This window comes from Planktotalea sp. (assembly GCF_050633725.1).
GTDB lineage: Bacteria > Pseudomonadota > Alphaproteobacteria > Rhodobacterales > Rhodobacteraceae > Planktotalea.
In genome coordinates this window covers 1-25,530 of the sequence record NZ_JBOEHB010000012.1, presented here as the reverse complement: position 1 = coordinate 25,530, position 25,530 = coordinate 1, and the positions used below count along the sequence as shown (strand labels likewise).

Annotated in this window: 24 protein-coding genes; 10 read left to right on the top strand and 14 right to left on the bottom strand. The window is 55.8% G+C overall.

What is annotated here, in order from left to right; translation table 11 throughout:
- Position 1: 1 nt before the first annotated feature.
- The 3 genes from ACRBCU_RS11145 to ACRBCU_RS11135 are packed head-to-tail and all read left to right on the top strand — an operon-like array spanning position 2 to position 3,380.
- Entirely contained in the window at positions 2 to 1,762 is a 1,761-nt protein-coding gene (locus tag ACRBCU_RS11145) for an L-aspartate oxidase (RefSeq protein ID WP_431365457.1), read from the top strand.
- A complete protein-coding gene (locus ACRBCU_RS11140; RefSeq protein WP_431365456.1) occupies positions 1,759 to 2,715 on the top strand; it encodes a fumarate hydratase in 957 nt (318 codons plus the stop codon). Before ACRBCU_RS11145 ends, ACRBCU_RS11140 begins: the two co-directional genes overlap by 4 nt.
- On the top strand, positions 2,712 to 3,380 hold the full coding sequence (locus ACRBCU_RS11135) for a fumarate hydratase C-terminal domain-containing protein (protein WP_431365455.1): 669 nt from the start codon (positions 2,712 to 2,714) through the stop codon (positions 3,378 to 3,380). The genes ACRBCU_RS11140 and ACRBCU_RS11135 overlap by 4 nt, the downstream gene beginning before the upstream one ends.
- Positions 3,381 to 3,392: 12 nt before the next feature.
- On the opposite strand, the gene yihA is transcribed toward ACRBCU_RS11135, so the two are convergent.
- The 4 genes from yihA to ACRBCU_RS11115 form a co-directional block, all read right to left on the bottom strand.
- On the bottom strand, positions 3,393 to 4,046 hold the full coding sequence (gene yihA, locus ACRBCU_RS11130) for a ribosome biogenesis GTP-binding protein YihA/YsxC (RefSeq protein WP_431365454.1): 654 nt from the start codon (positions 4,044 to 4,046) through the stop codon (positions 3,393 to 3,395).
- Positions 4,043 to 4,783, bottom strand: a complete 741-nt coding sequence (locus tag ACRBCU_RS11125; protein WP_431365453.1) for an MOSC domain-containing protein — start codon at positions 4,781 to 4,783, stop codon at positions 4,043 to 4,045. Before ACRBCU_RS11125 ends, yihA begins: the two co-directional genes overlap by 4 nt.
- A complete protein-coding gene (gene yidC, locus ACRBCU_RS11120) occupies positions 4,783 to 6,588 on the bottom strand; it encodes a membrane protein insertase YidC (RefSeq protein ID WP_431365452.1) in 1,806 nt (601 codons plus the stop codon). The genes ACRBCU_RS11125 and yidC overlap by 1 nt, the downstream gene beginning before the upstream one ends.
- Before the next feature lie 122 nt (positions 6,589 to 6,710).
- Positions 6,711 to 8,192 (bottom strand): EAL domain-containing protein, encoded by a 1,482-nt coding sequence (locus ACRBCU_RS11115; protein WP_431365451.1) that lies wholly within the window; start codon positions 8,190 to 8,192, stop codon positions 6,711 to 6,713.
- A gap of 289 nt (positions 8,193 to 8,481) precedes the next feature.
- On the opposite strand from ACRBCU_RS11115, the gene ACRBCU_RS11110 reads away from it, so the two are divergent.
- A complete protein-coding gene (locus tag ACRBCU_RS11110) occupies positions 8,482 to 9,852 on the top strand; it encodes a glutamate--cysteine ligase (protein ID WP_431365450.1) in 1,371 nt (456 codons plus the stop codon).
- Between the two features lie 35 nt (positions 9,853 to 9,887).
- Here the strand turns inward: ACRBCU_RS11110 and ACRBCU_RS11105 are convergent, their stop codons facing one another.
- From ACRBCU_RS11105 to ACRBCU_RS11075, 7 genes are all read right to left on the bottom strand, one after another.
- Positions 9,888 to 10,718 (bottom strand): tryptophan 2,3-dioxygenase, encoded by an 831-nt coding sequence (locus ACRBCU_RS11105; protein WP_431365449.1) that lies wholly within the window; start codon positions 10,716 to 10,718, stop codon positions 9,888 to 9,890.
- Between the two features lie 35 nt (positions 10,719 to 10,753).
- Complete coding sequence (plsY, locus tag ACRBCU_RS11100; protein ID WP_431365448.1) at positions 10,754 to 11,356, bottom strand: glycerol-3-phosphate 1-O-acyltransferase PlsY; 603 nt, start codon at positions 11,354 to 11,356, stop codon at positions 10,754 to 10,756.
- Entirely contained in the window at positions 11,357 to 12,664 is a 1,308-nt protein-coding gene (pyrC, locus tag ACRBCU_RS11095) for a dihydroorotase (RefSeq protein WP_431365447.1), read from the bottom strand.
- Positions 12,661 to 13,188: a hypothetical protein gene (locus ACRBCU_RS11090; RefSeq protein ID WP_431365446.1), complete on the bottom strand. Its 528-nt coding sequence runs from the start codon at positions 13,186 to 13,188 to the stop codon at positions 12,661 to 12,663. Before ACRBCU_RS11090 ends, pyrC begins: the two co-directional genes overlap by 4 nt.
- Positions 13,185 to 14,171: a DUF4268 domain-containing protein gene (locus tag ACRBCU_RS11085; protein WP_431365445.1), complete on the bottom strand. Its 987-nt coding sequence runs from the start codon at positions 14,169 to 14,171 to the stop codon at positions 13,185 to 13,187. The genes ACRBCU_RS11090 and ACRBCU_RS11085 overlap by 4 nt, the downstream gene beginning before the upstream one ends.
- 112 nt (positions 14,172 to 14,283) lie before the next feature.
- Positions 14,284 to 14,805: a hypothetical protein gene (locus ACRBCU_RS11080; RefSeq protein ID WP_431365444.1), complete on the bottom strand. Its 522-nt coding sequence runs from the start codon at positions 14,803 to 14,805 to the stop codon at positions 14,284 to 14,286.
- Positions 14,802 to 15,755: an aspartate carbamoyltransferase catalytic subunit gene (locus tag ACRBCU_RS11075; protein ID WP_431365443.1), complete on the bottom strand. Its 954-nt coding sequence runs from the start codon at positions 15,753 to 15,755 to the stop codon at positions 14,802 to 14,804. The genes ACRBCU_RS11080 and ACRBCU_RS11075 overlap by 4 nt, the downstream gene beginning before the upstream one ends.
- A gap of 100 nt (positions 15,756 to 15,855) precedes the next feature.
- Here ACRBCU_RS11075 and ACRBCU_RS11070 point away from each other — a divergent pair, with 100 nt between their 5' ends.
- The 5 genes from ACRBCU_RS11070 to ACRBCU_RS11050 all read left to right on the top strand — a co-directional run bounded on the left by ACRBCU_RS11070 (position 15,856) and on the right by ACRBCU_RS11050 (position 22,756).
- Entirely contained in the window at positions 15,856 to 16,635 is a 780-nt protein-coding gene (locus tag ACRBCU_RS11070; RefSeq protein ID WP_431365442.1) for a uracil-DNA glycosylase, read from the top strand.
- The gene (locus ACRBCU_RS11065; protein WP_431365441.1) at positions 16,628 to 17,263 is read left to right on the top strand and encodes a LysE family translocator; all 636 of its coding nucleotides are present in this window, start codon (positions 16,628 to 16,630) and stop codon (positions 17,261 to 17,263) included. Before ACRBCU_RS11070 ends, ACRBCU_RS11065 begins: the two co-directional genes overlap by 8 nt.
- Positions 17,263 to 17,805, top strand: coding sequence for a molybdenum cofactor biosynthesis protein B (gene moaB / locus ACRBCU_RS11060; protein ID WP_431365440.1), 543 nt, complete (start codon positions 17,263 to 17,265; stop codon positions 17,803 to 17,805). Before ACRBCU_RS11065 ends, moaB begins: the two co-directional genes overlap by 1 nt.
- 94 nt (positions 17,806 to 17,899) lie before the next feature.
- Positions 17,900 to 19,357, top strand: a complete 1,458-nt coding sequence (locus ACRBCU_RS11055) for an efflux RND transporter periplasmic adaptor subunit (protein WP_431365439.1) — start codon at positions 17,900 to 17,902, stop codon at positions 19,355 to 19,357.
- 3 nt (positions 19,358 to 19,360) lie between these two features.
- Positions 19,361 to 22,756 carry an efflux RND transporter permease subunit gene (locus ACRBCU_RS11050; RefSeq protein ID WP_431365438.1) on the top strand — a complete coding sequence of 1,132 codons (3,396 nt, stop codon included), beginning with the start codon at positions 19,361 to 19,363 and terminating at the stop codon, positions 22,754 to 22,756.
- On the opposite strand, the gene ACRBCU_RS11045 is transcribed toward ACRBCU_RS11050, so the two are convergent.
- Positions 22,753 to 23,562, bottom strand: a complete 810-nt coding sequence (locus tag ACRBCU_RS11045) for a protein-disulfide reductase DsbD domain-containing protein (RefSeq protein WP_431365437.1) — start codon at positions 23,560 to 23,562, stop codon at positions 22,753 to 22,755. The two genes, ACRBCU_RS11050 and ACRBCU_RS11045, sit on opposite strands and share 4 nt — an antisense overlap.
- A 136-nt stretch (positions 23,563 to 23,698) precedes the next feature.
- Between ACRBCU_RS11045 and ACRBCU_RS11040 the strand changes: the two genes are divergently transcribed.
- Entirely contained in the window at positions 23,699 to 24,274 is a 576-nt protein-coding gene (locus ACRBCU_RS11040; RefSeq protein ID WP_431365436.1) for a YqgE/AlgH family protein, read from the top strand.
- Here the strand turns inward: ACRBCU_RS11040 and ACRBCU_RS11035 are convergent.
- Together ACRBCU_RS11035 and ACRBCU_RS11030 are read right to left on the bottom strand one after the other, a co-directional pair.
- Positions 24,271 to 25,350, bottom strand: coding sequence for a 5-(carboxyamino)imidazole ribonucleotide synthase (locus ACRBCU_RS11035; protein WP_431365435.1), 1,080 nt, complete (start codon positions 25,348 to 25,350; stop codon positions 24,271 to 24,273). The genes ACRBCU_RS11040 and ACRBCU_RS11035 overlap by 4 nt on opposite strands.
- The coding region (locus ACRBCU_RS11030) for an AIR carboxylase family protein (protein ID WP_431365434.1) at positions 25,343 to 25,530 on the bottom strand (188 nt) is incomplete at its 5' end. The genes ACRBCU_RS11035 and ACRBCU_RS11030, both read right to left, overlap by 8 nt.

Sequence of the window (25,530 nt, the reverse complement as noted above, 5' to 3'; positions counted from 1 at the left end):
TATGCGGCTATCAGACATAGAACGCCACGACACCGACATCCTGATCATCGGCACGGGCGGCGCGGGCCTCTTCGCGGCGCTTCATGCGCAGCAAAAGGCACCCGAGGGCACCAAAATAACCATCGCTGTCAAAGGTTTGATTGGTAAATGCGGCTGCACGCGTATGGTGCAAGGCGGTTACAACGTCGCGCTTGGCGGCGGTGATACGGTCGAGCGCCATTTCATGGATACGATCAACGGTGGCAAGTGGCTTCCCAATCAGGACATGGCTTGGCGGTTATGTGAACAGGCGGTTGTTCGGGTGCGCGAGCTTGAAAACGAAGTGGGCTGCTTCTTTGATCGCAACACCGATGGCTCACTGCATCAAAAGGCCTTCGCTGGCCAAACCGCAGATCGCACAGTCCACAAAGGTGATCTAACAGGCATCGAAATCATCAACCGCTTGATGGAAAAGGTGCTCGCCAGCGGCGTTGAAAAACTGCAAGAGCATCGCGCTGTTGGGCTGATCCCGACTAAAGATGGCTCTGCTTTGGCTGGCGTTTTGATGATCGACATGCGCACCGGAACATTTCGCCTAGTGCGCGCCAAGACGGTTTTGATGGCAACGGGCGGTGGCCCGTCAATGTACAAATACCACACGCCGAGCGGCGATAAAACGATGGACGGTTTGGCGATGGCCCTGCGCGCGGGGCTCAAATTGCGCGATATGGAAATGGTGCAATTCCATCCAACGGGCCTGCTGGCTGGCGATCACACCCGCATGACAGGCACCGTGCTAGAGGAAGGACTGCGCGGTGCAGGCGGCCAGCTCATTAACCACAATGGCCAACGCTTCATGTATGACTACGACGCCAAAGGCGAGCGCGCCACGCGCGATGTGGTCAGCCGTGGCATCTATGCGGAGATGCGCAAAAACAACGATCCAAAGCAAGAAGGCGTGTTCATCTCTATGTCCCATCTGGGTCCCGAGAATGTTCGCAAAAAGTTCAAAGGCATGGTGAACCGCTGCGCGGACAGCGGGTTTGATCTGGCCGCTGGCCAAGTCGAAGTCGTGCCAACCGCGCATTATTTCATGGGCGGCGTGATCGTCGACGTGGATACGCGCACCGCGATGGAGGGGCTTTATGTTGCTGGCGAAGACGCAGGCGGCGCGCATGGCTCGAACCGTTTGGGCGGCAATGGTGTGGCCAATTCCACCGTTTATGGCGGTATCGCTGGCGATACGATGGGCATGGACATTCGCCAAATGCCGACCCTTCGTGACCCCGATGAAACTGTGCTTGCGGCGGAACTCGAACGTGCAATCCATCCTCTGTCCCAAAAGCCGGATTTGGTGCTGCCCTTGCGCAAACAATTGCAAGACCTGATGTGGGACGACGTCGGCGTGATGCGCACCGAAGCGGGCATGAAACGCGGGCTAACGGGCATCGCAGGGGTGTCCGATGCGCTAATGGATGTGGGCGTTGACGCTAGCAATCTCGCCTTCAATCTTACGTGGCATGACTGGCTCAACATGCGCTCGCTCTGCGATATTTCCGAGGTGATTGCCAAAGCTGCACTCACCCGCGAGAACTCGCGCGGGGCGCATTTCCGCGAAGATTTCCCAGAGCCGGGCGCGATGGAAGACAGCGATTTCACCGTGGCGCGCTTAACGGGCGGCAAAGTAGAGCTGACCCGCGAACCCGTTCAATTCACCGTCGTGCGCCCGGGCGAAACCATCTTGCCCGAAGGTTCACCAGAAACATTGGTGGCCGCGCAATGATCCCGATAAACCTTATCCAATCCACCGCCGAAGCCCTTATGGACAAAGCCGCAATCGAGATCCCACAGGACTATCTCGATGGGCTACAACAGGCCGCCAAAACCGAAGACGGCGATCTGTCGTCTTTCGTTCTGAAAGCCATGCTTGAGAATTACGAAGCCGCAAAAGAAGACCGCCGCGCCATGTGTGGCGACACGGGCGTGCCGCGTTGGTTCGTGAAAATGGGCAACGGCGCGTGTGTTGAGGGCGGGATGGTCGCGCTTGAATCCGCGCTGCGCCGCGCAACGGCGAATGCGACAAATGGGGTGCCACTTCGCCCCAACCGCGTGCATCCTCTTTGGCGAACCGATCACAACAATAACGTCGGCATCGGCGCGCCTGAGATTGAATACGGGTTCGAACCAAGCGGCGACTGGATTGACCTAATCACCGTGCACAAAGGCGGCTTGTTCGGCTCTGACTACCGCATGCTTTTCCCGTCTGACGGCATCCAAGGGATCAAACGGTTTTACCTTGATAGCCTCATGGCCTTTGGCAAACGTGGTCTTGCTTGTCAGCCTGCGATCATCGGTATCGGGCTTGGCGGCTCCAAGGACATCTGCATGAGCCTTGGCAAACGCGCTTCGACGCTGCGCGTTGTTGGCAGCCAAAACTCTGACCCGAAAATTGCTGAAATGGAGGCCGAATTCAAAGAGCTGGGCAACTCGATCGGCATGGGCGCAATGGGGTTTGTCGGCAAGAACATGGTAATCGATTGCAATATCGAGGTCGGCTATTGCCACACGGGCGGCATGCCGATGTCTGTGCACGCCTTTTGCCTGTCCTCGCGCCGCGCGGTTGCGCGCCTGTTCCCCGATGGGCGCGTGGAATACCGCACTGATCCCGATTGGTTCACACCTTATCAGCGCCGTGAAACCGTCGATTGGGAACCTGCACTGGAGGCTGCGGAATGAGCAATTTGCGTGAAATTGATCTCTCCACAACACCAACGGATGAGGCCATCGCAGAGCTGCGATTGGGGGACATCGTTTACCTCTCTGGCCTGATGTATACCGCGCGCGAAGGGGTCTATATGCGCGCGCTGGAGGATCAGGCAAACATTCCGATGGAATTGCCCAGCCAATCAGCCGCGAATTTTCACTGCTCCCCCGCCGCGCGGATCAACGCAGACGGCAGCTTTGATATGGGCGCGGTCACGGCTACGGCCTCGTTCCGCTTTGCCAAATGGTTGCCCGAATGGATGGCCAAAACAGGGGCCAAACTGATCGTAGGCAAGGGCGGCATGACCTCGAAAGACTACAAAGATTACTTCGTGCCCAATGGCGCGGTGTATCTGTCAACTGTTGGTTACGGTACAGGCGCGCTTTTGGGGCGCGGCGTCGAAAGCGTTGAGGCGGTCCATTGGAACGAAGAGCTGGGCATTGCGCAAGCCATGTGGGTGCTGAAATGCAACCGCATGGGGCCGTTTATCGTGGCTTCGGATTTAAACGGTGACTGTCTGTTCGAACGTGAAAATGCAAAGATCGCAGGCAATATCGAGCGGGTTTACGAAGGCACGCGCCCCGCAACGCTTAAGCGTTACGGAGAAAGTGATGACCGCGCCGATGAAGTGATCTAGCGTTTTGGAAGACTAAACAAGCGTCGCAATAATTGCGCGCAAAGTTGGAATGCCATCGCCCTTTTCTGACGATGTAACAATCATCTCGGGAAAGGCCGCAGGGTGTTTGGCCAACTCACCGCGCACTTGGTTCAGAACCTTTTCGCGTTCGGCTGCTTTCACCTTATCGGCTTTGGTTAGGATGCACTGAAAAGTTACCGCGCTGGAATCAAGAAGGCTCATGATTTCATGATCGACTTTCTTCACACCGTGGCGCGCATCAATGAGTACAAACGCACGGCGCAGGGTTTGGCGACCTGAGAGATATTGCTTGAGCAATCGCTGCCATTTTTCAACCACAGCAAGGGGGGCGTTGGCGTATCCATAGCCGGGCAAGTCGACCAGATAATGTTCATCGCCTGCAGTAAAAAAGTTAATTTCCTGCGTGCGCCCTGGCGTGTTTGATGCGCGTGCAAGACCTTTGCGACCAGTCAGCGCGTTGATAAGTGAGGACTTACCCACGTTCGAGCGCCCCGCAAAGCAAACCTCCATGCGGTCTGGATCAGGCAATCCAGACATGGCAACAACACCTTTGACAAAATCGGTCTCGCCCGCAAAGAGCAGACGACCCTTTTCCAAAGAAAATTCGTCCGGTTCGTCAGCGACAGGGAAAGGAAGCTGGCTCATATCAATTCTACCTTACTGTCGATTTCGATTGTGCCGCCTTGAATCACTTCGGCGCGCACGGAAAAGTCTTGGTGTCCAAATGCATCCAAGGCGGAAAGCACGTCAACATCCTTGAGGCCCGTTTCGGGATTTGAATGCGTTGCTGGGCAGCGATCTGTTCGCTCAACCGGGCGCAAGATAGCTGCGCCAATGCGAATGTCTTTTCCCATCCAGTCGAATTCTTCCCATTCGGAAAACCCATCAATCCAAATGTTTCCGCGCCAGCGATCGGGTGAAATATCCATGCCGAGCTGTCGCTCAACCGCCTTGTGCGACGCCACATTGCAAAGCGTCACTGACGGAAAGTCACTGTCTGTCATGCCGCGATTGGGCACTTTCACGATGCGCGTGGATTGCGCGCGATTGCTTGGCATCAGCGGCTTTACCCACGCGAGAAACGGCGCGATATCACCGTCAGGATCAAAGCTGAGCGCACCCAGTTGCGGATGGGTCAAAGTGACAACGCCGGACGCTTCATTCAATTGCGCGTTCATCGCCATTAGCGCGGGCACTTTGCTAATGCGATTGAAGTTCGCGCAAGCAGACCATGTGGAATTGTCCGCTTTTGAGGCTTCATGCGCAACGGCCCAAACACGATCGCCAGGCATGGTCTGCCCGGCGATTAATGTTGTGGAAGATATTGCTTCGCGCCCGTGCGATTTGATCGGGTGGCGCCAAAGGGAGGTGACGGTGCCCATCACTCTTCCTTTGGTTTGCGCTTGAAGCTGGCTTTGATGTTGCCAAACACGTCCGGCTTTACCCCTTGGCTGCGCATAATCAAATACTGCTGCGTAAAGGTGATCGTGTTGTTTGCGATCCAGTAGACCACAAGGCCAGATGCGAAAGAGCCGAGCATGAACATAAACACCCAAGGCATCCATGCAAAGATCATTGCCTGCGTTGGATCGGTGGGCGCGGGGTTCAGCTTTTGCTGCATCCACATGGAGATACCAAGGATGATTGGCAAGATGCCCAGCGAGAAGATTGCAAAGATCGATCCTGCCTCGGGCGGCGAGAAGCTCAGCAAGCCAAAGAGGTTTAGGATCGACGAAGGATCGGGCGCGGAAAGGTCTGTAATCCAACCTAGCCAAGGCGCGTGACGCAATTCGAGCGTGACGAAAATCACCTTATAGAGCGAGAAAAAGATCGGGATCTGCACAAGGATTGGCAGGCAGCCCGACGCAGGGTTTACCTTTTCCTTCTTATACATCGCCATCATATCTTGCTGGAGTTTTTGCTTATCATCGCCAGCATTTTCTTTGATCTTTTCCATCTGCGGCTGAAGCGCTTTCATCTTCGCCATAGACACGTTCGACTTATACGCCAGCGGGAAGAGAACGAGTTTGATCAAGAACGTCAGACCAATGATTGCCCAACCCATATTGCCGATAAAAGCGTTTAGGTAGTGAAGAACCGCGAAGATTGGCTTGGTCAGGAAAAAGAACCAGCCCCAATCGATGCTATCAATAAAGCCTTCAACACCCGCTTTTTCATAAGCGCGGATGGTGTCCCACTCCTTGGCACCTGCAAACAGCTGGGTCGTGACGGCTGTGCTTGCGCCCGGTGCGAGTTTTTGGGTCGGAAGGACAGCTTCGGTTTGGTAAATGTCGCGCCGCTCATCGTATTTGGCTGTTGACTTGAACGGGCCCGGAGCCGGGATAAGTGTGGTCATCCAGAAGTGATCGGTGAAACCGACCCAGCCTTCGTTTGCGACTTGGGTGACATCCGCGCGTGCGCCTTCATTCGGGTTGATGTCGAAATCGGGCATGTCTGAATAATCGGTTTCGGTCAGTTCACCGTCGGACATAGCAACAACGCCTTCATGCAAGATGAAGAAGTTCTTTAGATCTTTCGGCTCGCCATGCCGCGCGAGAATACCGTAGGGCGCGAGGCTGACTGTGCCATCGCCCGTATTTTCAACGCTTTGCGTAACGGAGAACATAAAGTCCTTGTCGACTGAAATCTCGCGCGAGAAACGCAGGCCAGCGCCATTATCCCAGCTTAGGGTGACGGGGGTATCGATTGTTAAAGCAGAGCCTGCTGGGGCGTTCCAAATGGTATTTGGTCCAGGAACTTGCTCGAACGAAAGACCCGCGCCGGGCGCCCAGCCGTAAAGCGCGTAGTAGGGCGAGTTGCTGCCTGTTGGGGACAACAAATCAACGATTGGCGATCCCTCTTCGAGGCTTTCGCGGTAGTCTTTGAGGGCAAGCTGATCAATGCGGCCACCAAGCAAGGAAATAGAGCCCTTCAGGCGTTCTGTTTCGATGGAAACGCGCTCTGCTTCTGTAGCGGGCTCAACGTCGGCTGCGCCAGCATTTGATCCAGCAGTCGCGACGCCTTGATCTGTTGAGGCTGTCGGCAAAACGGCTTGGCCTTCAGCGCTGACCACAGCGTTAGGATCGGTTGGCGTTGGCTCGGGCGGCGGGAACAAAACGAACCATACCAGAATAACAATGAAACTCAGAGCCGTCGCGAGGATGAGGTTTTTGTTTTGATCGTCCATGAAACAGGGCCGCCTCGTGTTTAACGCATTAGGGCTGCGTTCAACGATGTGTATGCGAAAAGGTCAAGTAGATTCGCTGTTTATTGGGAGTGTTGCGGCGTTCCGCAGCGGGTTAGCGCCTGTTAACCCGTTTTGCGGCCTATTTTTGGCACGGACGTGCGCCGTCCTTGATAATCGCGGATCCACGGAATTGTTTGCTCGATCGGCATTGGTTTTGCAATGCCGAAGCCTTGCACATAGCGACACCCAAGCTGGGCAAGTATCGTGTGTTCCCCCAAGGTTTCAACGCCCTCAGCCAGACAGCTGAGCCCAAGGCGGTCTGCCATCATTAAAATCGTCGCAACCATCTTTTGTTGCTCGCTGTCGAGGTCTGCTTTGGCAACGAAAGAGCGGTCAATTTTCAAGCGCCCGACAGGGAGTTTGCGAAGCGTCGAGATCGACGCGTGACCTGTGCCAAAATCGTCAAGATCAATCCGACACCCAAGCTCAGCGAGCCGCGCAACGTTGCGCACGATCATGTCATTTGAATTGTCCGCGACGACGCTTTCGAGTATTTCGATACAAAGCCGGTGCGGGGCAATGTCATGTCGGTCCAAGTCCCAAGCGATTTTCTCATAGATGCGCGGGTTTGCGAGATCGGATTCTGAATAATTTACACCGACTGTTTCGATTTCCAATCCCGCGCTATCCCATTCTCTGAGCGCCAAAAGGCTTTGGGACAGCATGACGTCGCTCAACCGCTCCATCTGGCCTGCTTTTTCCAGAATCGGCAGGAAAATACCGGGTGCGAGCCACTGATCTGCGTCGGTTTTCCAGCGCGCCAACGCTTCGAAACCACAAACTTGGCCGGTGTCTGTGGATACCTGCGGTTGGAAGAAGGCGACAAGATTCGTATCAAGTGTTCCGCATAGGTCAGACAGCGATGAATGATTCTTTGCCGGTAGGCTAACGGATTGCGATTTGGCAAATGCCCGGATCGCGTCGGGGCCATTTAATGTCGCCTCCTGCAAAGCGCTCTGTGCCTGTCGCGAGAGGGCCTGCGGGTTTGCGCTGGATGTTTGCGCTAAGGTGAAGCCGATACAACTGCTTAGATAGAGGGGATCGTTCCCGATAAAAAACGGCTCATCCACAGCGGATTGCAGGCGACTGGCTTGTTGAACGCAAGCTTCCAAATCTAGGTTGCTTGTTGGCTTGTTCGCGACTTGCCAGCTTAACGGGCCGCTGCGCTGAACAATGTCGTGCTCGCGCAGAATGGTGGAATAACGATGTTGCAGTGCATTTTGAACCTGTTGCAGATCCGTGCCATTCAGGTGTTTGAGATGCTCTGGCGCATCGTCAATCGCAATTGCGAAGAGGGCTATTCGATCCGTTGGTTTTGCATGGCTAAGAAGCGACGTAAGGTCGATTTCACCAAAGTTTTCTGAAGGGGGCTGGGCGTCAATGCCTGCGTCGCTCGCGACCTTTGCGTCGTCAAACCCGATCGTCATCGCCCACAGCAAAGGAAGCCCTAAGGCACAGGCAATCAGGCCACCCTCACCAACAAGCCAATATGCGCCAAGGCAAATTGCAGGTAAAAAGGCCAAAATATGTGGGCCCCAGATCATATTTTTAATCTGTCTTCGGAAAGTTGATGATTTTCGTACCTTTGGCATGAGCCGCCCTGCTGCCGTAATTGATCTGTATAGTGCAGGGCTGTGATGCCAGAGCAGAGCGCAGATTCCGTTAACATTGCTCCGCATTGAACCTCGAATTTTAGCGAAATTTTTTGGGCTGACTTAACCTAGACAAGAGCGGTGACGTCTTTGTGCGCATTCGCAGAGCCTCCGCGCATTGACACCTCTTACAATTCACCCCAAGGCTGAGGGTAAGAAATCAATACGAAAGGCGCGCGCCATGTCTATTCCTCAAACTGGTGGTGGTCCAATTGAACGGCATGAACAACTGGCTGAACACCTCGCGGAAGGGTGCCGCCCAAAGGAAGATTGGCGCATTGGCACTGAACATGAAAAGTTCGGCTATCTGACCGACACCCATGCGCCGCTGCCCTTTGAAGGTGAACGCTCCATCGTGGCTGTGCTTGAAGGTTTGCGCGATCGTCACAATTGGAGTGAAGTGCGTGAAGGGGGGCACTTGATTGGTCTCGAAAAGGACGGCGCGAATGTTTCGCTAGAACCGGGCGGCGCGTTAGAGCTTTCCGGGGCTCCTTTGGAAACCATCCATGAAACGTGTGATGAAGTGAACCAGCACCTGCGCGAAGTGCGTGAGATTTCTGACGAGATCGGGGTTGGATTTATCGGGCTTGGCGCTGCGCCTGAATGGACCCATGAAGAGATGCCATTGATGCCCAAAGGGCGTTACAAGTTGATGAACAACTACATGGAAGACGTGGGCACCATGGGCACCGCCATGATGCGTCGGACTTGCACGGTTCAGGTAAATCTCGATTTTGGCTCTGAAGCGGACATGGTCCAAAAAATGCGTGTGGCGCTGGCTTTGCAGCCCGTTGCAACCGCGCTATTCGCCAATTCGCCGTTCTTTGAGGGCAAAGTTAACAATCACAAAAGCTGGCGCAGCCTGATCTGGCGCAACCTTGATGACGCGCGCACTGGCATGTTGCCGTTTGTATTCGACGAGGGCTTTGGCTTTGAGGCCTGGGTTCAATATGCGCTCGATGTGCCGATGTATTTTGTCTATCGCGATGGCAAGTATATCAATGCTTTGGGCATGTCGTTTCGTGATTTTCTTGATGGGAAACTGCCTGCATTGCCCGGTGAAACGCCAAGCATGAGCGATTGGGCAGATCATCTGACGACGGCCTTCCCTGAAGCGCGTTTGAAGAAGTTTATCGAAATGCGCGGCGCGGATGGCGGGCCTTGGCGTCGTCTTTGCGCGCTGCCTGCGTTTTGGGTGGGTTTGACGTATGATCAGACCGCCTTGGATGCTGCGTGGGACTTGGTGAAGGACTGGGACGCTGAAACGCGTGAAGCCTTACGCGTTGGAGCGTCGGTTGATGGGTTGCAGGCGGTGGTTGGCGACATCAAGATGCACGACCTTGCCCGCGAAGTTGTGGCGATTTCGCAAGCTGGCCTAAAAGCACGCGCGCGCCCCGGTGCGGGTGGCTTGGTGCCTGATGAAACCCATTTCCTTAACGCGCTGCACGAAAGCATCGAGAGCGGTCAGGTTCCTGCGGATGAATTGCTAGAGAAGTACAAAGGCGACTGGGGCGGCGATTTAAGCCGGATTTACGACGAGTATTCCTACTAGCTCGCACACAAATTTCTAGGCGCGGGCAGCAAAGTTTAGAGTTGCCCGCGCATGTTCCAAAGCTCTGGAAATAGCTCGACCTCTAGCATTTTGCGCAGGTATTTGACGCCCGCAGTGCCGCCTGTTCCGCGCTTGAAGCCAATAATGCGCTCGACCGTTGTGACGTGATTAAAGCGCCAACGGCGAAAGTAATCTTCCAGATCAACAAGCTTTTCGGCCAGTTCATAAAAGGTCCAATGCTGCGCAGGGTCTTGGTAAACCAAGGTCCAAGCTTGCATGATTGCATCATTTGCAGCGTGCGGTTGATCCATCTTGTAGCTATCGGGCGCGAACGCGATATTGAGATGCGCAGCGAGTGCGTCCAAGGCGACGTGGTACAGTGATTTGGTCTGTAGCTCTTGGGTCAACATCTGGTGCAGGTCAGTGCGATGTTCATGAACCTTCATCATCGCCTGATTGCGATTGCCCAAGATGAACTCGATGAGTCGATACTGATGGGATTGAAAGCCTGACGAGGCACCAAGGTCGTCGCGAAAGGCCGTATATTCGCTGGGCGTCATCGTGCGCAAAACATCCCACGCACTGTTTAACTGCTCGAAGATACGCGATACGCGCGTGAGCATTTTAAAGACGGACGGAAAGTCGCCTTGCACCAGTTTCTCACGTGCGGTTGCAAGTTCATGCAGAGCCAAGCGCATCCATAGTTCTGACGTTTGATGCTGAATGATGAAAAGCATTTCATCATGTGCGGTTGATTGCATGTTCTGCGATCCAAGGATCGGATCGAGCGAGAGGTAGTCAACGTAGCTCATGTCCTTGGCGAAGGACATTTTTGCGCCGTCTTTTCCAGGATCATACGCGCTCATGGGGCGAGATGCTTTTGCAAAGGTAGGATCATGGGTTATTTTCCGATTTTGGGTTCGGTTCCAGCACGCAGTCGCGAAATGTTTTCTTTGTGGCGCCAGAACACAAGGATCGTGAGAGCGACGCCCATTAAGAAGCCTTCGGGATATCCAAGCAGCGTCATCCAAAAGGTCGATGTGCCTGCTGCGACTAGCGCAGCAAGTGAAGAGATGCGTTTGAGGGCAGCAACGACGAGCCATGTTGCGCAGCAGGCGGCTCCGACAGGGAAGCTAAGGGCGAGAAGCAAGCCCAAGAACGTCGCGACGCCTTTGCCGCCTTTGAACTTGAGCCAGACAGGAAGGCAGTGACCAATGAGCGCCATGAGTCCTGCAAGCTGCGCGGCGTCTTCGCCTGCCATTGCGCGCGCGCAAAGGGCCGCGATTGCGCCCTTTACGCCATCAAGAACCAGCGTCGCAATCGCCGCGGGTTTAGAGCCTGTTCGCAGCACATTGGTCGCGCCTGTGTTGCCAGAGCCAATGTCGCGCAAATTGCCAAGGCCCATCGCATTAGAGACCAAAACGCCAAACGGGATAGAGCCAAATAGGTAGCCAAACACGGCCCAGAGCAGCAGCGCGAAGGCGCCTGTTTCGATGATCGGCATTTATTCTCTTTCAAAAACGGGGCGACCCGCCACATAGGTTGCTAGCACTTTACCCTGCATCCGAGCGCCGTCAAACGGAGTGTTCTTCGATTTACTCTTAAGTTTGAAGCGATCCATGATGAAAGGTGCGTCGGGATCGAAAAGGACAAGGTCGGCAGGGGCACCGACACTGAGGCGACCTGCATCTAGGCCAAGACGTTTGGCCGGGGCGAGGCTCAGAGCGCGCCAGAGGGTGGGCAGGTCCATGTAGTCATTGTGGATAAGGCGCATCGCAGCGGGCAATAGCGTCTCCATCGCGACCGCACCAGAGGCGGCTTCTTCAAAGGGGAGGCGTTTGCTTTCTTCGTCTTGCGGTGTGTGCATCGACGAAATGAGATCGATTGTGCCGCTCGCCAATGCTTCGATCACGGCGATGCGGTCGTCTTCGCTACGCAGGGGCGGCTTGACCTTAAAGAAGGTTCGGTAATCGGCGACGTCGAGTTCATTGAGCGTCAGGTGATGGATCGACACGCCCGCGGTTATATCAAGGCCATTGTCTTTGGCACGGGCCAGCGCGGGCAGGGCGCGGGCGGTGGTGATTTGATCGACGTGATAGCGCACGCCTGTCATTTCAATCAGCGCGATGTCGCGATCAAGGCCCATGCGTTCGGCCATTGGGGATACGGCGGGCAGGCCACGCAGAGAGGCGAATTTGCCAGAGGTGACAGCGGCGCCCTTGCTCAGCGTTGGTTCTTGAACGTGGGCAATGACCAGCGCGCCGAGGGAGCGGGCATAGGTGAGCGCGCGGGAGTAAACCTTTGTGTCACTCGCGACGTGATCGCAATCGGTGAAAGCCACCGCGCCTGCGTCTTGCAAAAAGCCGATCTCGGTCATCTCGCGCCCCTCGCGGCCCTTGGTCAGCGCGGCCATTACCAAAACGTTAACGGGGGCCGCCTCATTGGCGCGGCGGCGCACGAACTCGAGGACTTCGGGGTTATCAATAGCGGGAGATGTGTCAGGACGTGTGACCATTGTGGTCACGCCGCCTGCGGCCGCTGCGAGGCCCGCGCTGCGATAGCTTTCTTTGTGACGCTCGCCCGGCTCACACACTTTGACGCCGATGTCGATGATTCCAGGGGCGAGGCATTTGCCGAGGCAGTCTATGACCGTTTCTTCGCCAGAGGTTTCGCCGCGAAACTGATTCTCTTTAGTTTCAACATCTTGCGTAGAATTTGACGTGATAACGCCTGAAGAAACCGTTAACTCACCGATCTCGTCGGTTCCCGTTTCAGGGTTAATCAAGCGGGCGTTTGTGAACCGAATGTTCATGTGGTTTCTTTCTGAATTTGGCGCATCATTTTGTGCAGCGCGCGTCCGTCTTCGATACGGGAAAAACCGATGCGTTTGCCAGCAAAGAAAACGCTATCGGGTGGACCGACTTTTAGAATGATATCGGTGTTCGCATCTATGGCGTAGTCCCGCAAAAGTTTGCCTTGGGTCGGGTGATCCGTCGCAATGAAGGCGCGTTTCGAGGTAAGTGTGTAGTGGGTTTTGGAGCGCAAATACGCTTGCCAAAATGCGTGACCGATCGCGTTGTAAAACCCGATTAGGAAAAAGGGGATGCCAAAGAGCGGGAAGAGTTTAGGGAAGACACCGCCAAATCCATTGAACCCGCCTGTGATATTCGCGGCCATGCCCATCCAGAAGATCGAAAATCCCATGAAAAAGACACCCATGCCAGCGCTCATCACGTCGGTGTTGTGAAAGGACAGGCCTGCAACAGGGCGACCTTGCCAGAGGATGCTTTCACCCTCATCGAGCAATCCGTCCCAACCTGTTGGGGCAGAGGTCATGCGCTGTCACCGCGAGTATATTGGCGTTCAAGTCGCATGATGTAGGGTTTGAAAACTTCGTGCATGCGGGTGGCCTTTTGGACCAGCCAAGCATGTTGGGCTGGCCAGTCATTGGTGTTGTTCACGTCGGCCGAGCGAGCGATGCAAATCCGTGCGTCTTTTTTGTCTGGTAGTTCTTGCCAATCGAGCGTTTCGCCGAGTTTTGCCTCGATTTCATCGCGTTGGGCATAAAGTTCGAGAAAATCGCTTTTCGCCCATTTGCCTGAGAAATAGACCTCTGTGCGGACCCATTGATCCCTTGTGTTCATCGACATATTCAGGGCCGTACCTGTTTTGCCGATGCCGTGGCCCATCCATGAACCAGCTTGCGGCGACAAAGGTCTAAGGACGCCGTTATGCGTGGCAACGACCGTCTGAACAGCGTTCCAATAAGACTTTTGCATCTTGCGCGTTGGGGAAAGTTCGCCGTCTTCAACAATGCGTTTTGCTGCGGCGGTGCTGCGGGTCCAATCGTTGGGTTGGCTCACAACGTTGAACTTGGGTGCGGCTTGGCTGTCACCGATGCGCCAGAGTTCGACTTCGAGCACAAAGAACCTGACCTCTACATCTGTAATTTCGTTGAGCCAATCCACGGCAGCACGATGTTCTTCTGTCACCTTCGCCGCGATCCAGACGATGGTGACTGCATCTAAGCCAGCAGCGTAAGTAATAAGCTGGCCAAGATGTGTGTGGTCCGTGCGCTCAAGTTGGTTTTCGATCAAAACCCATTTGTTGGTGGTTGTGTCCTTGCACAGAATGTCAGCGCGAAAGGGGCCGACATTTTGCTCAACGGCTTCGAGTTCAAGGTCAATGCCAAGGGTGTCACCCAAAAGCGAAAGGTTATCGGTGCCAGCCAGCCAAGGGGTGAAATCTTGCGCCTCTGTTTTCCAGATGTCCCTAAGGGCGATCCGCGTGAGGCGTCCGAGGTCTGTTGGTTCGTTCATGTCAGGCGATCCAGATGAATAGCGTGACAAATACAGCAAGTAGGATGAGCACATACATCGCGACTTTGCCGGACATTCTGGGGTCTTTTGGCTCTTGCATGATGGACCTCGGTTAGCGGGCGAAGATGGTGAAAATGATAACGGCGATCAGGATGAAGGTGGCGTACATCCAAGTTGCTAAGCCGTTTGTGTTGCGCGCAGGTACGGGCGCGCTGGAAAGGGTTCCTTTGGCGCTGTCGCTGCGTAGGGGTTTGGCGGTTAGATCGAGCGGCACTTCGCCAAAGGTTGCAATCCAGCGGATCGGCTTTTGCGGGGTCAGCGTGGCGGCCATACCGCCGAAAGCTGCAGAGCGGATCAGCGCCACATGGCCTTTGAGCGCGCGGATTTGCGGGCGCAGTTGCACGACTTCGGATCGGGTAACGCCGATGCCGTGGATCAAGTAGCCGTCGAGGCCCATGTCTTCGAGATCGTCGAGGTTGATGAGGTCGACTTGCTCTGCATCCAGAGCAACGCCGCCAAGGGCCGCGCCGAGCGCATCTATGTCGAATTTACGTGCATCTGCGAGAGGCAAATCAATCGAAAAGAGCCGGACAACGCCATGCTCGGTTGGAGTGATCTGCATTGGTGTGTTCACACCATCACTCCTTCTGGCTGTTTGGCGCGTCTGTTGCGCGCCAGAAGGTCCATTGCGGCCATGCGCACCGCGACGCCCATTTCGACCTGTTCCTGGATCACAGAGCGATTGATGTCATCGGCGATGTCGCCGTCGATTTCCACGCCGCGATTCATCGGGCCGGGGTGCATGACGATGGCGTCGTCTTTGGCGTAGCTGAGTTTCTCGGCGTCGAGGCCATAGCGGTGGTAGTACTCGCGCTCGGACGGGATGAAACCGCCGTCCATGCGTTCTTTTTGCAATCGTAACATCATCACGACGTCTACGTCCTTAAGGCCTTCGCGCATGTCCTCAAAGACTTCGCAGCCAAATTCGCTGATTTGGGACGGCATCAAGGTTGGCGGGCCGATCAGGCGGATGCGGTTTTCCATTTTACCAAGCAACATGATGTTGGAACGTGCCACGCGCGAGTGGGCGATGTCGCCGCAAATGGCGATGGAGAGGCGGTGCAAGCGGCCCTTGGCACGGCGGATGGTGAGCGCATCGAGAAGGGCTTGGGTCGGGTGTTCGTGGCGACCATCGCCCGCGTTGAGAACTGCGCAGTTCACTTTTTGCGCCAGCAGATCGACTGCGCCTGAATGGGGATGGCGCACGACCAAGAGGTCTGGGTGCATCGCGTTCAAGGTCATCGCCGTATCAATCAGGGTTTCGCCCTTTTTGATCGAGCTGGCCTGCATCGCCATATTCATAACGTCTGCGCCAAGGCGTTTGCCTGCGAGTTCAAAGCTGGCCTGTGTGCGGGTCGAGTTCTCGAAGAACATATTGACCTGCGTCAGCCCTGCGAGTGCGTCGGAGTGTTTATGTGCTGTGCGACCTTGATCGACGTATTGATCTGCGAGATCGAGAAGGGTTGTGATCTCGCTAGGGTGCAAATGCTCGATCCCGAGCAGGTGTGATTGGGTGAATGTCACGCGGCGCGGCCCCTTATTGTTCGCGGTGTTATAGGCGCGGTGTTGGGTGCGGGCAAGATGGGGCGTTTCCTATCTTGGCCTCTAGGCGTAGATTGGGCGTATGGAATCGGCATTAGATTATCATACGGCAAAAGCGTTGCTGGAATGGCAGGTAGAATTCGGGGTGGATGAAGCCATTTCCGAGCAGCCTGTGAACCGTTTTGAGGTAAAGCCTGCGCCGAAAAAGGTTGCGGCGGCTGTCGCGCCTGTTGCACCAGCTATTGTGCCCGGGATTGCCCAGAAGCCTGCCGAGGTGGACGGTGTTGAACTGGCGCGCGCGGCGGCAAGCGGTGCGGGTGACATTGGCGCGCTCAAGTCGGCATTGGCTGAATTTGACGCCTGCGAGCTAAAGCGCGGCGCACGAAATCTGGTGTTTGCTGATGGTGCGCTTGGGTCTCGTGTGATGGTGATTGGAGACGCGCCGACGCGCGATGAAGATCGTGAGGGGCGACCGTTTGTCGGGGATGCGGGAGTGCTGCTGGACAAGATGTTTGGCGCGATTGATCTAGGCCGCGAGCAGGGCGTTTATCTGACAACCGTTCTGCCGTGGCGTTTGCCGCGCAATCAGGATGTTCAGCCACGTGATCTTGCGATGATGGTGCCATTTTTGGAGCGGCATGTGGCTTTGGCCAAACCCGAGGTTTTGGTGCTGATGGGCAACCTTGCTTGCCAAGCGACGCTAAAGAAGCGCGGCATGTCTCGGTTGCGAGGGGAATGGTCAGAGGCAATGGGGCTGCCTGCGCTGCCGATGCTGCATCCCGAGGCGTTGTTACGCTCTCCTGAGAAAAAGCGTGAGGCTTGGGCGGATTTGTTAAGTTTGAAGGCGCGGTTGCGTGGTTGATCCTCTTGTTTTGCTGGCGTTCATTCCTGCTGCGTTGCTGCTGAACCTGACGCCCGGCGCGGATATGATGTTCTGCTTGGGGCAAGGTTTGCGGTCTGGCAAGTTACATGCCATCGCGGCAAGTGCCGGGATTACGCTAGGCGGAATGGTGCATGTTGTTTTGGCGGGCCTTGGGTTAAGCACTGCGATTGCTGCGCTTCCCTTTGCGCTTGAAACTATTCGCTGGATTGGTGTGGCTTACCTGCTTTGGCTTGCGTGGAGCAGTTGGTCTGCGCATTCACCCAAGGTTTCGCGACGAGGCACGCCCGAATTAAGCGCATGGCAAGCCTTTTGGCAGGGCTTCATCGTAAATATGAGCAACCCCAAGATCATTTTGTTTGTCTTGGCCTTTGTGCCGCAATTCGTCGATCCCGCGCGCGGGAGCGTTTTGGCGCAATTTGCCTTGTTTGGCGCAGTTATTGGGCTAGGTGGTTTTGTGATCAACGCAGCGGTAGGCGTGCTATCGGGTGTGTTTTCGCAACGCGTTGGGCAAGGTGGGCGCGGGGCGCGGATCTTGTCGAGATTGAGCGCGATGGTTTTTGTGGGGCTTGCTCTAAAATTGGTCTGGTTTGAAAAGGGAACGCAGTGATGAGCCGAATTGATGAAAGCAAAGAGTTTGTGGCGGTTCGGATTGCTGTACTGACGGTATCAGACACGCGGGAATTGGCTGAGGACCGCTCTGGCGATGTTCTGGCGCAGCGCTTGACGGATGCGGGGCATCTTTTGGCGGATCGAAAGATCATTCGTGACGAGCGCACAGAAATTGCTGAGCAATTGCGCGCTTGGTGCAATGATGAAGCGATTGACGTGGTGATTTCTACGGGTGGTACGGGCCTGACAGGGCGCGATGTCACTGTAGAAGCGCACCGCGATGTTTATGAGAAAGAAATTGAAGCCTTCGGCACAGTGTTCACCCATGTGAGCATGGCCAAGATTGGCACGTCCGCAGTTCAAAGTCGCGCGACGGGCGGCGTTGCGCTTGGCACCTATCTCTTTGCGCTGCCGGGCAGTCCTGGCGCATGCAAGGATGCATGGGATGAAATATTAAGCTTTCAGCTGGATTATCGGCACAAGCCCTGCAACTTTGTGGAAATAATGCCGCGTTTGGATGAACATTTGCGACGGAAATAACCTGCGCGCACGTATCACCTAAAATGTGACTGGATTTAGCCTTATATTTCAGGTCACACACCTAGAGTGTATGTTTCGTTAGGATTGCTAAGCTATGAGATTTCTTCGCCAAAGCCTGTCCGGTTTGTTCCTTCTCGCTATGACGGGCGCATTGCTTGTTTATGCAGGCTCGCTCGTATTTGGTGCTGTGCAGTCACGGTTGAGCGAAGAGTCACGTCCAAACCGATCCCGCGAGCGGGTCTTTTCGGTGACGGTCATTCCAGCGCAGATGCAAACGGTAGCGCCGATTTTGACAGCCTTCGGGCAAATCGAAAGCGCGCGAACGCTTGAGCTGCGCGCAGGCGCGGCAGGCACTTTGTTAGAGTTGTCGGATAGCTTTGTTGAAGGTGGCAGTGTTGAGGCGGGCGAAGTCCTTGCCTTGATTGATCCTGCTGAGGCGCAAAGCGCGCTGGATCGCGCTGTGAGCGACTTGAGCGATGCGCATTTGGAAGAGCGCGAAGCAATTCGCGCCGTCGGATTGGCGCAGGATGAAGTGAGCGCGGCGCAAGAGCAGGCTGCGTTGCGGGTGAAAGCGTTTGAACGTCAGACAGATTTGGCTCAGCGCGGTGTTGGCACAGCGGCCACTGTGGAGACAGCGGAACTTGCAGCGTCTTCCGCGCGGCAAGCGGTTTTGACGCGTCGGCAGGCTTTGGCGCAAGCCGAGGCGCGGGTCGAGCAGGCGCGCACAAGGTTGGCGCGCGCGGAGTTGGCCAAGTCGGATGCCGAGCGCAAGTTGGGCGATACGCAAATCACGGCGGAGTTTGCAGGGGCCTTGTCAGATGTAACGGCTGCACGCGGTGGATTGGTGACAGCGAACGAGCATCTTGCGACCTTGATTGATCCGAGCGCGCTGGATGTGTCTTTCCGCTTGTCCACGGCGCAATATGCGCGACTTTTGAATGAGCAAGGTGCACTGAACGCTGCGCCTGTGTCGGTGGTGTTGGATGTGTTTGGCGCGGATTTGGTGGCGACAGGCACGCTTAGCCGCGATAGCGCGGCGGTGGGCGAAGGACAATCGGGGCGTTTGGTTTTTGCCACGCTTGATGCTGCGCCGGGGTTCAAACCCGGCGATTTCGTGCGTGTTGAAGTGACCGAGCCAGAGCTGCGCGGTGTTGTGCGCCTGCCAGCAACGGCATTGGGCGCGGACGGGAATGTTTTGCTCATCGGCGAAGGCGATCGCCTTGAGGCGATGCCAGTGCGTCTTGTGCGCCGTCAGGGCGATGATGTTCTGGTGCGGGGCCGCGATCTTAGAGGGCGCAATGTTGTAAGCGCGCGCACGCCGCTTTTGGGTGAAGGGATCAAGGTGAAACCCCTGACCGCAGAGGGCGCGAGCGAGATTGAAGAGCCCGAGATGCTAGAGCTAAGCGCAGAGCGCAAAGCCAAAATTCGAGCGTTTGTGGAAGCGAACAAGCGCATTCCTGACGAAGCTAAGGCCCGTATTCTGAGCCAGCTTGATAAGGACAAGGTTCCTGCGAAAATGGTGCAGCGGATCGAAGGGCGTATGGGGGGATAAACGATGGTGCGTGATATTTCCCGTGGTGCAGGCGGTGTGCTGAGTTACTTTGTACGTCATCGCACGCTGGCGAATTTGCTGTTGGTTGTGATGTTGGTTGCTGGTGCTGTGACCATTCCGAAAATGCGGGCGCAGTTCTTCCCTGATGTTGTTGTCGATACGGTTTCTGTTTCGGTCACATGGGATGGCGCTGGCGCGGAAGATGTAGATGCTGCGATTGTGCAGGTTCTGGAGCCTGCTTTGCTGGCCGTAGAGGGTGTTGATAGCTCAAGCGCGACAAGCCGCGAGGGCAGTGCCAGCGTCGCCTTGGAATTTGAACCAAGCTGGGACATGGCACGCGCGGCGGATGATGTGCAATCGGCTGTCGATCTGGTGACGGGGTTGCCTGACGAGGCGGAAGAACCTGTAGTGCGGCGCGGTCAATGGCGTGATCGCGTAACCGATGTGGTGATCGCTGGCCCTGTGGGCGTTGAGCAATTGGCGCTGTTTGCAGACGAAATGATCATTCGGCTGTTTGCGAGCGGTGTGACCCGCACAACTGTGCGCGGGGTCGCGGCAGGGCAAACGCTTGTTGAAGTGCCTTCACGCAATTTGATCGCGTATGATTTGGCAATGTCAGAAATTGCTGAGGCGATTGCGGCAGAGGTAGATGCAGATCCTGCGGGTGATGTGTCTGGCGGCACCGCGCGTGTGCGTACGGGTGTTGAAAAGCGCACGCCAGAGCAGATCGCGCAGATTGTGTTGCGCTCGAATGATGATGGCTCAAAGCTACGCGTTGGCGATGTTGCGACATTGTCCAAGGGCGGCGTCGATCGTGAGCTTGGCTTTTTTGTGGGTGATAGTCCTGCGATGTCGATCCGTGTTGATCGCTCTAGCCAAGGGGATGCGATTGATATCCAGCATCAGGTCGAGGATGTCGCGGCTAAGATGCAAGAGACCTTGCCAAACGGGGTAACGATTGAGCTGATCCGCACCCGCGCCGAGGCAATTAGCGGCCGTTTGGAGCTGTTGCTGGACAACGCGTTGACGGGGCTTGGCCTTGTGGTTTTGCTGCTGTTTTTGTTCCTGAATGCGCGCACTGCGTTTTGGGTCGCGGCTGGCATTCCGGTGGCTTTGTTTGCGGCCATTGCGATCATGTATATTGGCGGATTGACGATCAATATGATTTCGCTCTTTGCGCTGATCATCACGTTGGGCATTGTTGTTGATGACGCGATTGTTGTTGGCGAACATGCCGACTATCGCGCGCGCGATTTGAAAGAGCCGCCTGTTGTTGCAGCAGAGAATGCGGCGCGGCGCATGGCTATGCCTGTGTTTTCAGCAACGTTAACCACGGTCATCGCCTTTTTCGGACTGGTCGCGATTGGCGGGAGGTTTGGCAGCTTGATCGGCGATATCCCTTTCACTGTGATTGCCGTTCTGATTGCATCGCTCGCAGAGTGTTTTTTGATTTTGCCCAACCACATGAGCCACGCTTTGGCGCATAGCGCAAAGGTGCATTGGTATGATCTACCCAGCCGCGCTGTAAACGTTGGCTTTGAGTGGGTGCGCGACAAGCTGTTCCGTCCACTGATCGCGGGCGTAATCTGGGCGCGTTATGCGGTGTTTGCGGGCGTAATCGTCGTGCTCGCCAGCCAAGTGGTTCTGGTCATTAGCGGCGATGTGCAATGGCGGTTCTTTAATGCGCCCGAGCGCTCGTCGGTGACGGGTAACTTCACCATGGTTGAAGGCGCGAGCCGTGAAGATACGGCCGCAATGATGCGCGAGATGCAGCGCGCCACGAATGAGTTGGCCAAGCAATACGAAGAAGAGCATGGGCGCAATCCGCTTGATTACGTGATGGCAACGCTTGGCGGCTCTGCGGGCCGTGGTTTGGCGGGATCTGATACCAAAGACAATGATTTGCTGGGCGGCATTTCGATCGAGTTGATCGATGCGGATTTGCGTCCTTACTCAAGTTTTTCCTTTGTTGCGGACCTGCAAGACATCGTGCGCCGTCATCCGTTGACTGAAAATCTCGCGTTTCGCTCTTGGCGCTCAGGTCCGGGTGGTTCTGCGCTGGATGTGCAGTTCTTTGGGGCGAGCTCCGATACGCTGAAGGCAGCAAGCGAGGCGCTTCAGTCCGAGGTGGCGCGTTTTCCAGAGGTATCGGCGGTTGAGGATAACCTTGCCTATGACAAGGAAGAGCTGATTTTGGAGCTAACGGCGCAGGGGCAGGCTTTAGGCTTTACGATTGATCAATTGGGGCGGGTGCTGCGCCATCGTTTGAACGGGATTGAGGCGGCGAGCTATCCCGAGGGGCCGCGCAGCGCGACAATTCGTGTGGAGCTACCTAGCGATGAGCTGCGCGCCGATTTTCTTGATAGCACCTTGCTGCGCAGCAAATCGGGCAGCTATGTGCCCTTGGCAGACATTGTGAGCGTGAAACAGCGCACTGGTTTTTCCACTGTGCGGCGCGAAAACGGTGTTCGTTTAATTTCGGTGACGGGCGACATTTCCGAGGATGATCCCGCCCGCGCAAGCGAAATTGAAGATGCGTTAGAGCAGCAAATTTTGCCGCGCATCGCCTCAGATTTGCAGGTCGATTGGCGTTTGTCTGGTCAATCAGAGGATGAAGATGCGTTCCTTTCGGATGCGATGACAGGTTTGGTGCTGTCTCTGACGGGGATCTACCTGGTGCTTTCGTGGGTGTTCTCAAGCTGGACGCGGCCTGTGGTTGTCATGGCTGTTATCCCGTTTGGATTGATCGGCACGATTTATGGTCATGCGGTTTGGGACGTGCCTTTGTCGATGTTCTCTGTGGTTGGATTGCTTGGCATGACAGGAATTATCATCAACGATTCCATCGTATTGGTGACAACAATTGACGAATACGCCGAAGATCGCGGGCTGATGCCGTCGATCATTGACGGCGTTGCGAACCGTTTGCGGCCGGTAATGTTAACCACGCTGACGACGGTTTTGGGGCTGATGCCGTTGCTGTTTGAACGCTCAAGCCAAGCGCAATTTCTAAAACCAACGGTAATCACTTTGGTCTACGGATTGGGCTTTGGAATGGTGCTGGTTTTGTTGGTCGTGCCGTCGCTGATTGCGATGCAGTATGATGTGCGAAGACGGGTGGATTCGTTTAAACGCGCATTGGCGTTTCGCGCGCGCGCGCCGCGTCTGTTTTTTGGCGGGCTTGCGGCTTTGACGGTGCTTTGGCTTGCCGTAACAATGGGCTATGCCGCTGTTTATGAGGGGCTTTTGCCGCAAGTTGCGCAGATATTGCCACGCCTTGAAACACTGCCTTTCATGGCCGCGAGCTTTATCGTTTTTGCCGCAGGCATGATCGTGTTGGTCTTTCTCGGGTATGTTGCGTCTTTGCTGGCAGTGCTTGCGGTGCGCAGGCGGGCCTAACTGCCTTTACAGCCGGCGACTTCAACGGCGCGGGATTCGCCTAGTAGGGTGATGCGCAATCGCGAGCGATTGAGCATGAAAGGCGCGCCTTCTACGTGCTGAATTTCGGTGGTCGCGGTGATTTTTTTGCCGCTGCGTGTCATCTGTGGCTCGGCCACCCAAAGCAGAGGGTTGGCAGTTTCAATGACCATTGCCTCGTTTTGCCCGACTTTGGGCAGGGTGAGCGAGGTCTTAAGCGTGATGCCATCAGCGGAGGGCGAAACCGAGCAAGTCACATTGCGCGCGCCAGCCTCTGCGCCAGAAAAGGGGCGATCTGCCAAGGCGGCGGCGATGCTAGGATCGCGCTTTTTGCTGTTTGCTGGCAAGATTGCACGAATTGTTAAGGTTTGCGGAATACAGATTTCATTGCAAACACCGATATCAATTGTCGCGGAAAGGGAAATATCGCTGCCCTTGGATTTGGGCATGACCTGCAAAGGCAGAACCACGTGGTCGTGGTAGACGATCGAGCGCAATCCGTTTTGTTGGTAGACCTGCGGGCGCGGCCAGACCACTTGTGCGGCTTTGAAATTTTGCGAGCCTTGCATGTTAAACGTCGGCGGAATGCCTGCATCACCAGGCGCGCGCCAATATGTGTGCCATCCTGGCTCTAGATCGATTTTGATCGCCGCCATGTGGCTGCCATCGCTTTGGCGCCAGCCCGTTAACAGCGAGGCTTGCACAACGTCATCAAAGTTCTGTGCAGTGCTGATCGTGGGAAAGCAAAGCGCTGCGGCGGCAAATAAATGGGTCGTATTCAGTTTCATATTGTCTGGGTGCAGGAGTTGAGCGGCAATTCCAAGTCACTAATTTGCGAGGATTGTTGCCGACGTCTCAACTTTGGCTTGCGAAACGCTGCTCTCGGTCGCATCCTTTGTGCAGTAATTTGGGTTAAAGGACCGTATGAATATCAGTGAGCCGTCTACGGAACTCGTCGGCAAGTGTTTGATCGCAATGCCAGATATGCTGGATCCGCGATTTAGAGGCAGCGTCGTTTTCCTATGTGCGCATTCAGGCGACGGGGCGATGGGGCTGATTGTGAACAAGCGAGTCGAAGATGTGAAATTGACTGATCTTATGGATCAGCTCTCCATCCCAAAAGGCACCTCTGGCAATGATTGGCCGGTTTATTTTGGCGGTCCTGTAGAGCATGGGCGCGGTTTTGTGCTGCATACTCCTGAATATCGTTCTGATCTGTCTACGTTGGACGCAGGTGATGCGTTCGCGATGACGGCGACAATAGACATTCTTGAAGACATTGGCGCAGGCAAAGGCCCTGAAAAGTCGCTTGTGGCGCTTGGCTATGCGGGTTGGGGGCCCGGCCAGCTTGAGGCTGAGATCGCTGCCAATGGTTGGCTGATCGTAGAGGCTGGACCCGAAGTGGTTTTCGATCAACCCGACGCTGAAAAATGGTCTGCATCGCTTGGCGCGCTGGGCATTGACCCTGCGATTTTGTCGTCAAGCGGGGGTAATGCCTAGCTTGCGGGCGCGCCTGTAACGCGGTTCACGTGGCCCATTTTGCGCCCCGCTTTCACGTCGCTTTTGCCATAGAGATGCAGTGCAGTTTCGGCCTGCGCAGCAAGCGTTGGAACGCGGTCCATGTCGTCGCCAATCAGGTTTTCCATCACCACATCGCTATGACGCTGACCATTGCCAAGCGGCCAACCTGCAATCGCGCGGATGTGCTGTTCGAACTGGTCCACGGTGCAGCCGTTCTGCGTCCAGTGGCCCGAATTGTGCACGCGCGGGGCGATTTCGTTTACCACGAGGCCATTTGGCGTAACGAACAATTCAACGCCCATGACACCAACGTAATCAAGTGCGTTCAGGATGCGCCCTGCGAGGATAACACCATCCATGCGCAGGCTGGATTTGACGTTCGCAGGCACCGTTGTCTTGCGTAAAATACCGCCATCGTGGACGTTTTCACCCGGATCATAACAAGCGACTTCGCCCGTTGTGCTGCGCGCGGCGATCACAGAGATTTCGGCGCTGAAATCAATGAAGCCTTCGAGGACAGAAGGAGCATCGGCCATGTCGGCCCACGCTTGCGCTGCGTCATCGGCTGTTTTCAGGCGCGCTTGCCCCTTGCCATCATAGCCGAAACGGCGGGTTTTGAGGATCGACGGCGCGCCGATTTGGGCGACGGCGGCTTGCATCGATGCGAGGTCGTCAACCGCTGCATAGGGCGCGACGGTGAGACCGAGACCAGAGAGGAAATCTTTCTCTGTTATACGGTCTTGCGAGATGCGCAGCGCTTCGCGACCCGGGCGGATCGGAGCGAGGGAGCCGAGCAGATCAAGTGCAGAGGTCGGCACGTTTTCGAACTCATAAGTGATCACGTCAACAGCTTCACCAAAGGCGCGCAGAGCGGCCTCATCTTCGTAAGAGGCGGTGGTTATAGTGTCCGCGACATGGCCCGCAGGCGGGTTCGCGCCCGGCTCAAAAATATGGGTGCGAAAGCCAAGGCGCGCTGCCGCTACCGAGAGCATGCGGCCAAGCTGACCGCCGCCAAGAATTCCAATGATTGCGCCTTGCGCGAGAGGATCAGACATCGGTGGGTTCCTCTGGAATAGAAGCGGACAGCGCGTTGCGCCATGCATCGAGGCGCTCGGCCAGCGCGGGATCGTTGGTCGCGAGAATGCCCGCCGCCATCAAACCAGCGTTGGCCGCGCCAGCGCCGCCGATCGCCATTGTTGCGACGGGAAAGCCGCGCGGCATTTGCACGATGGAAT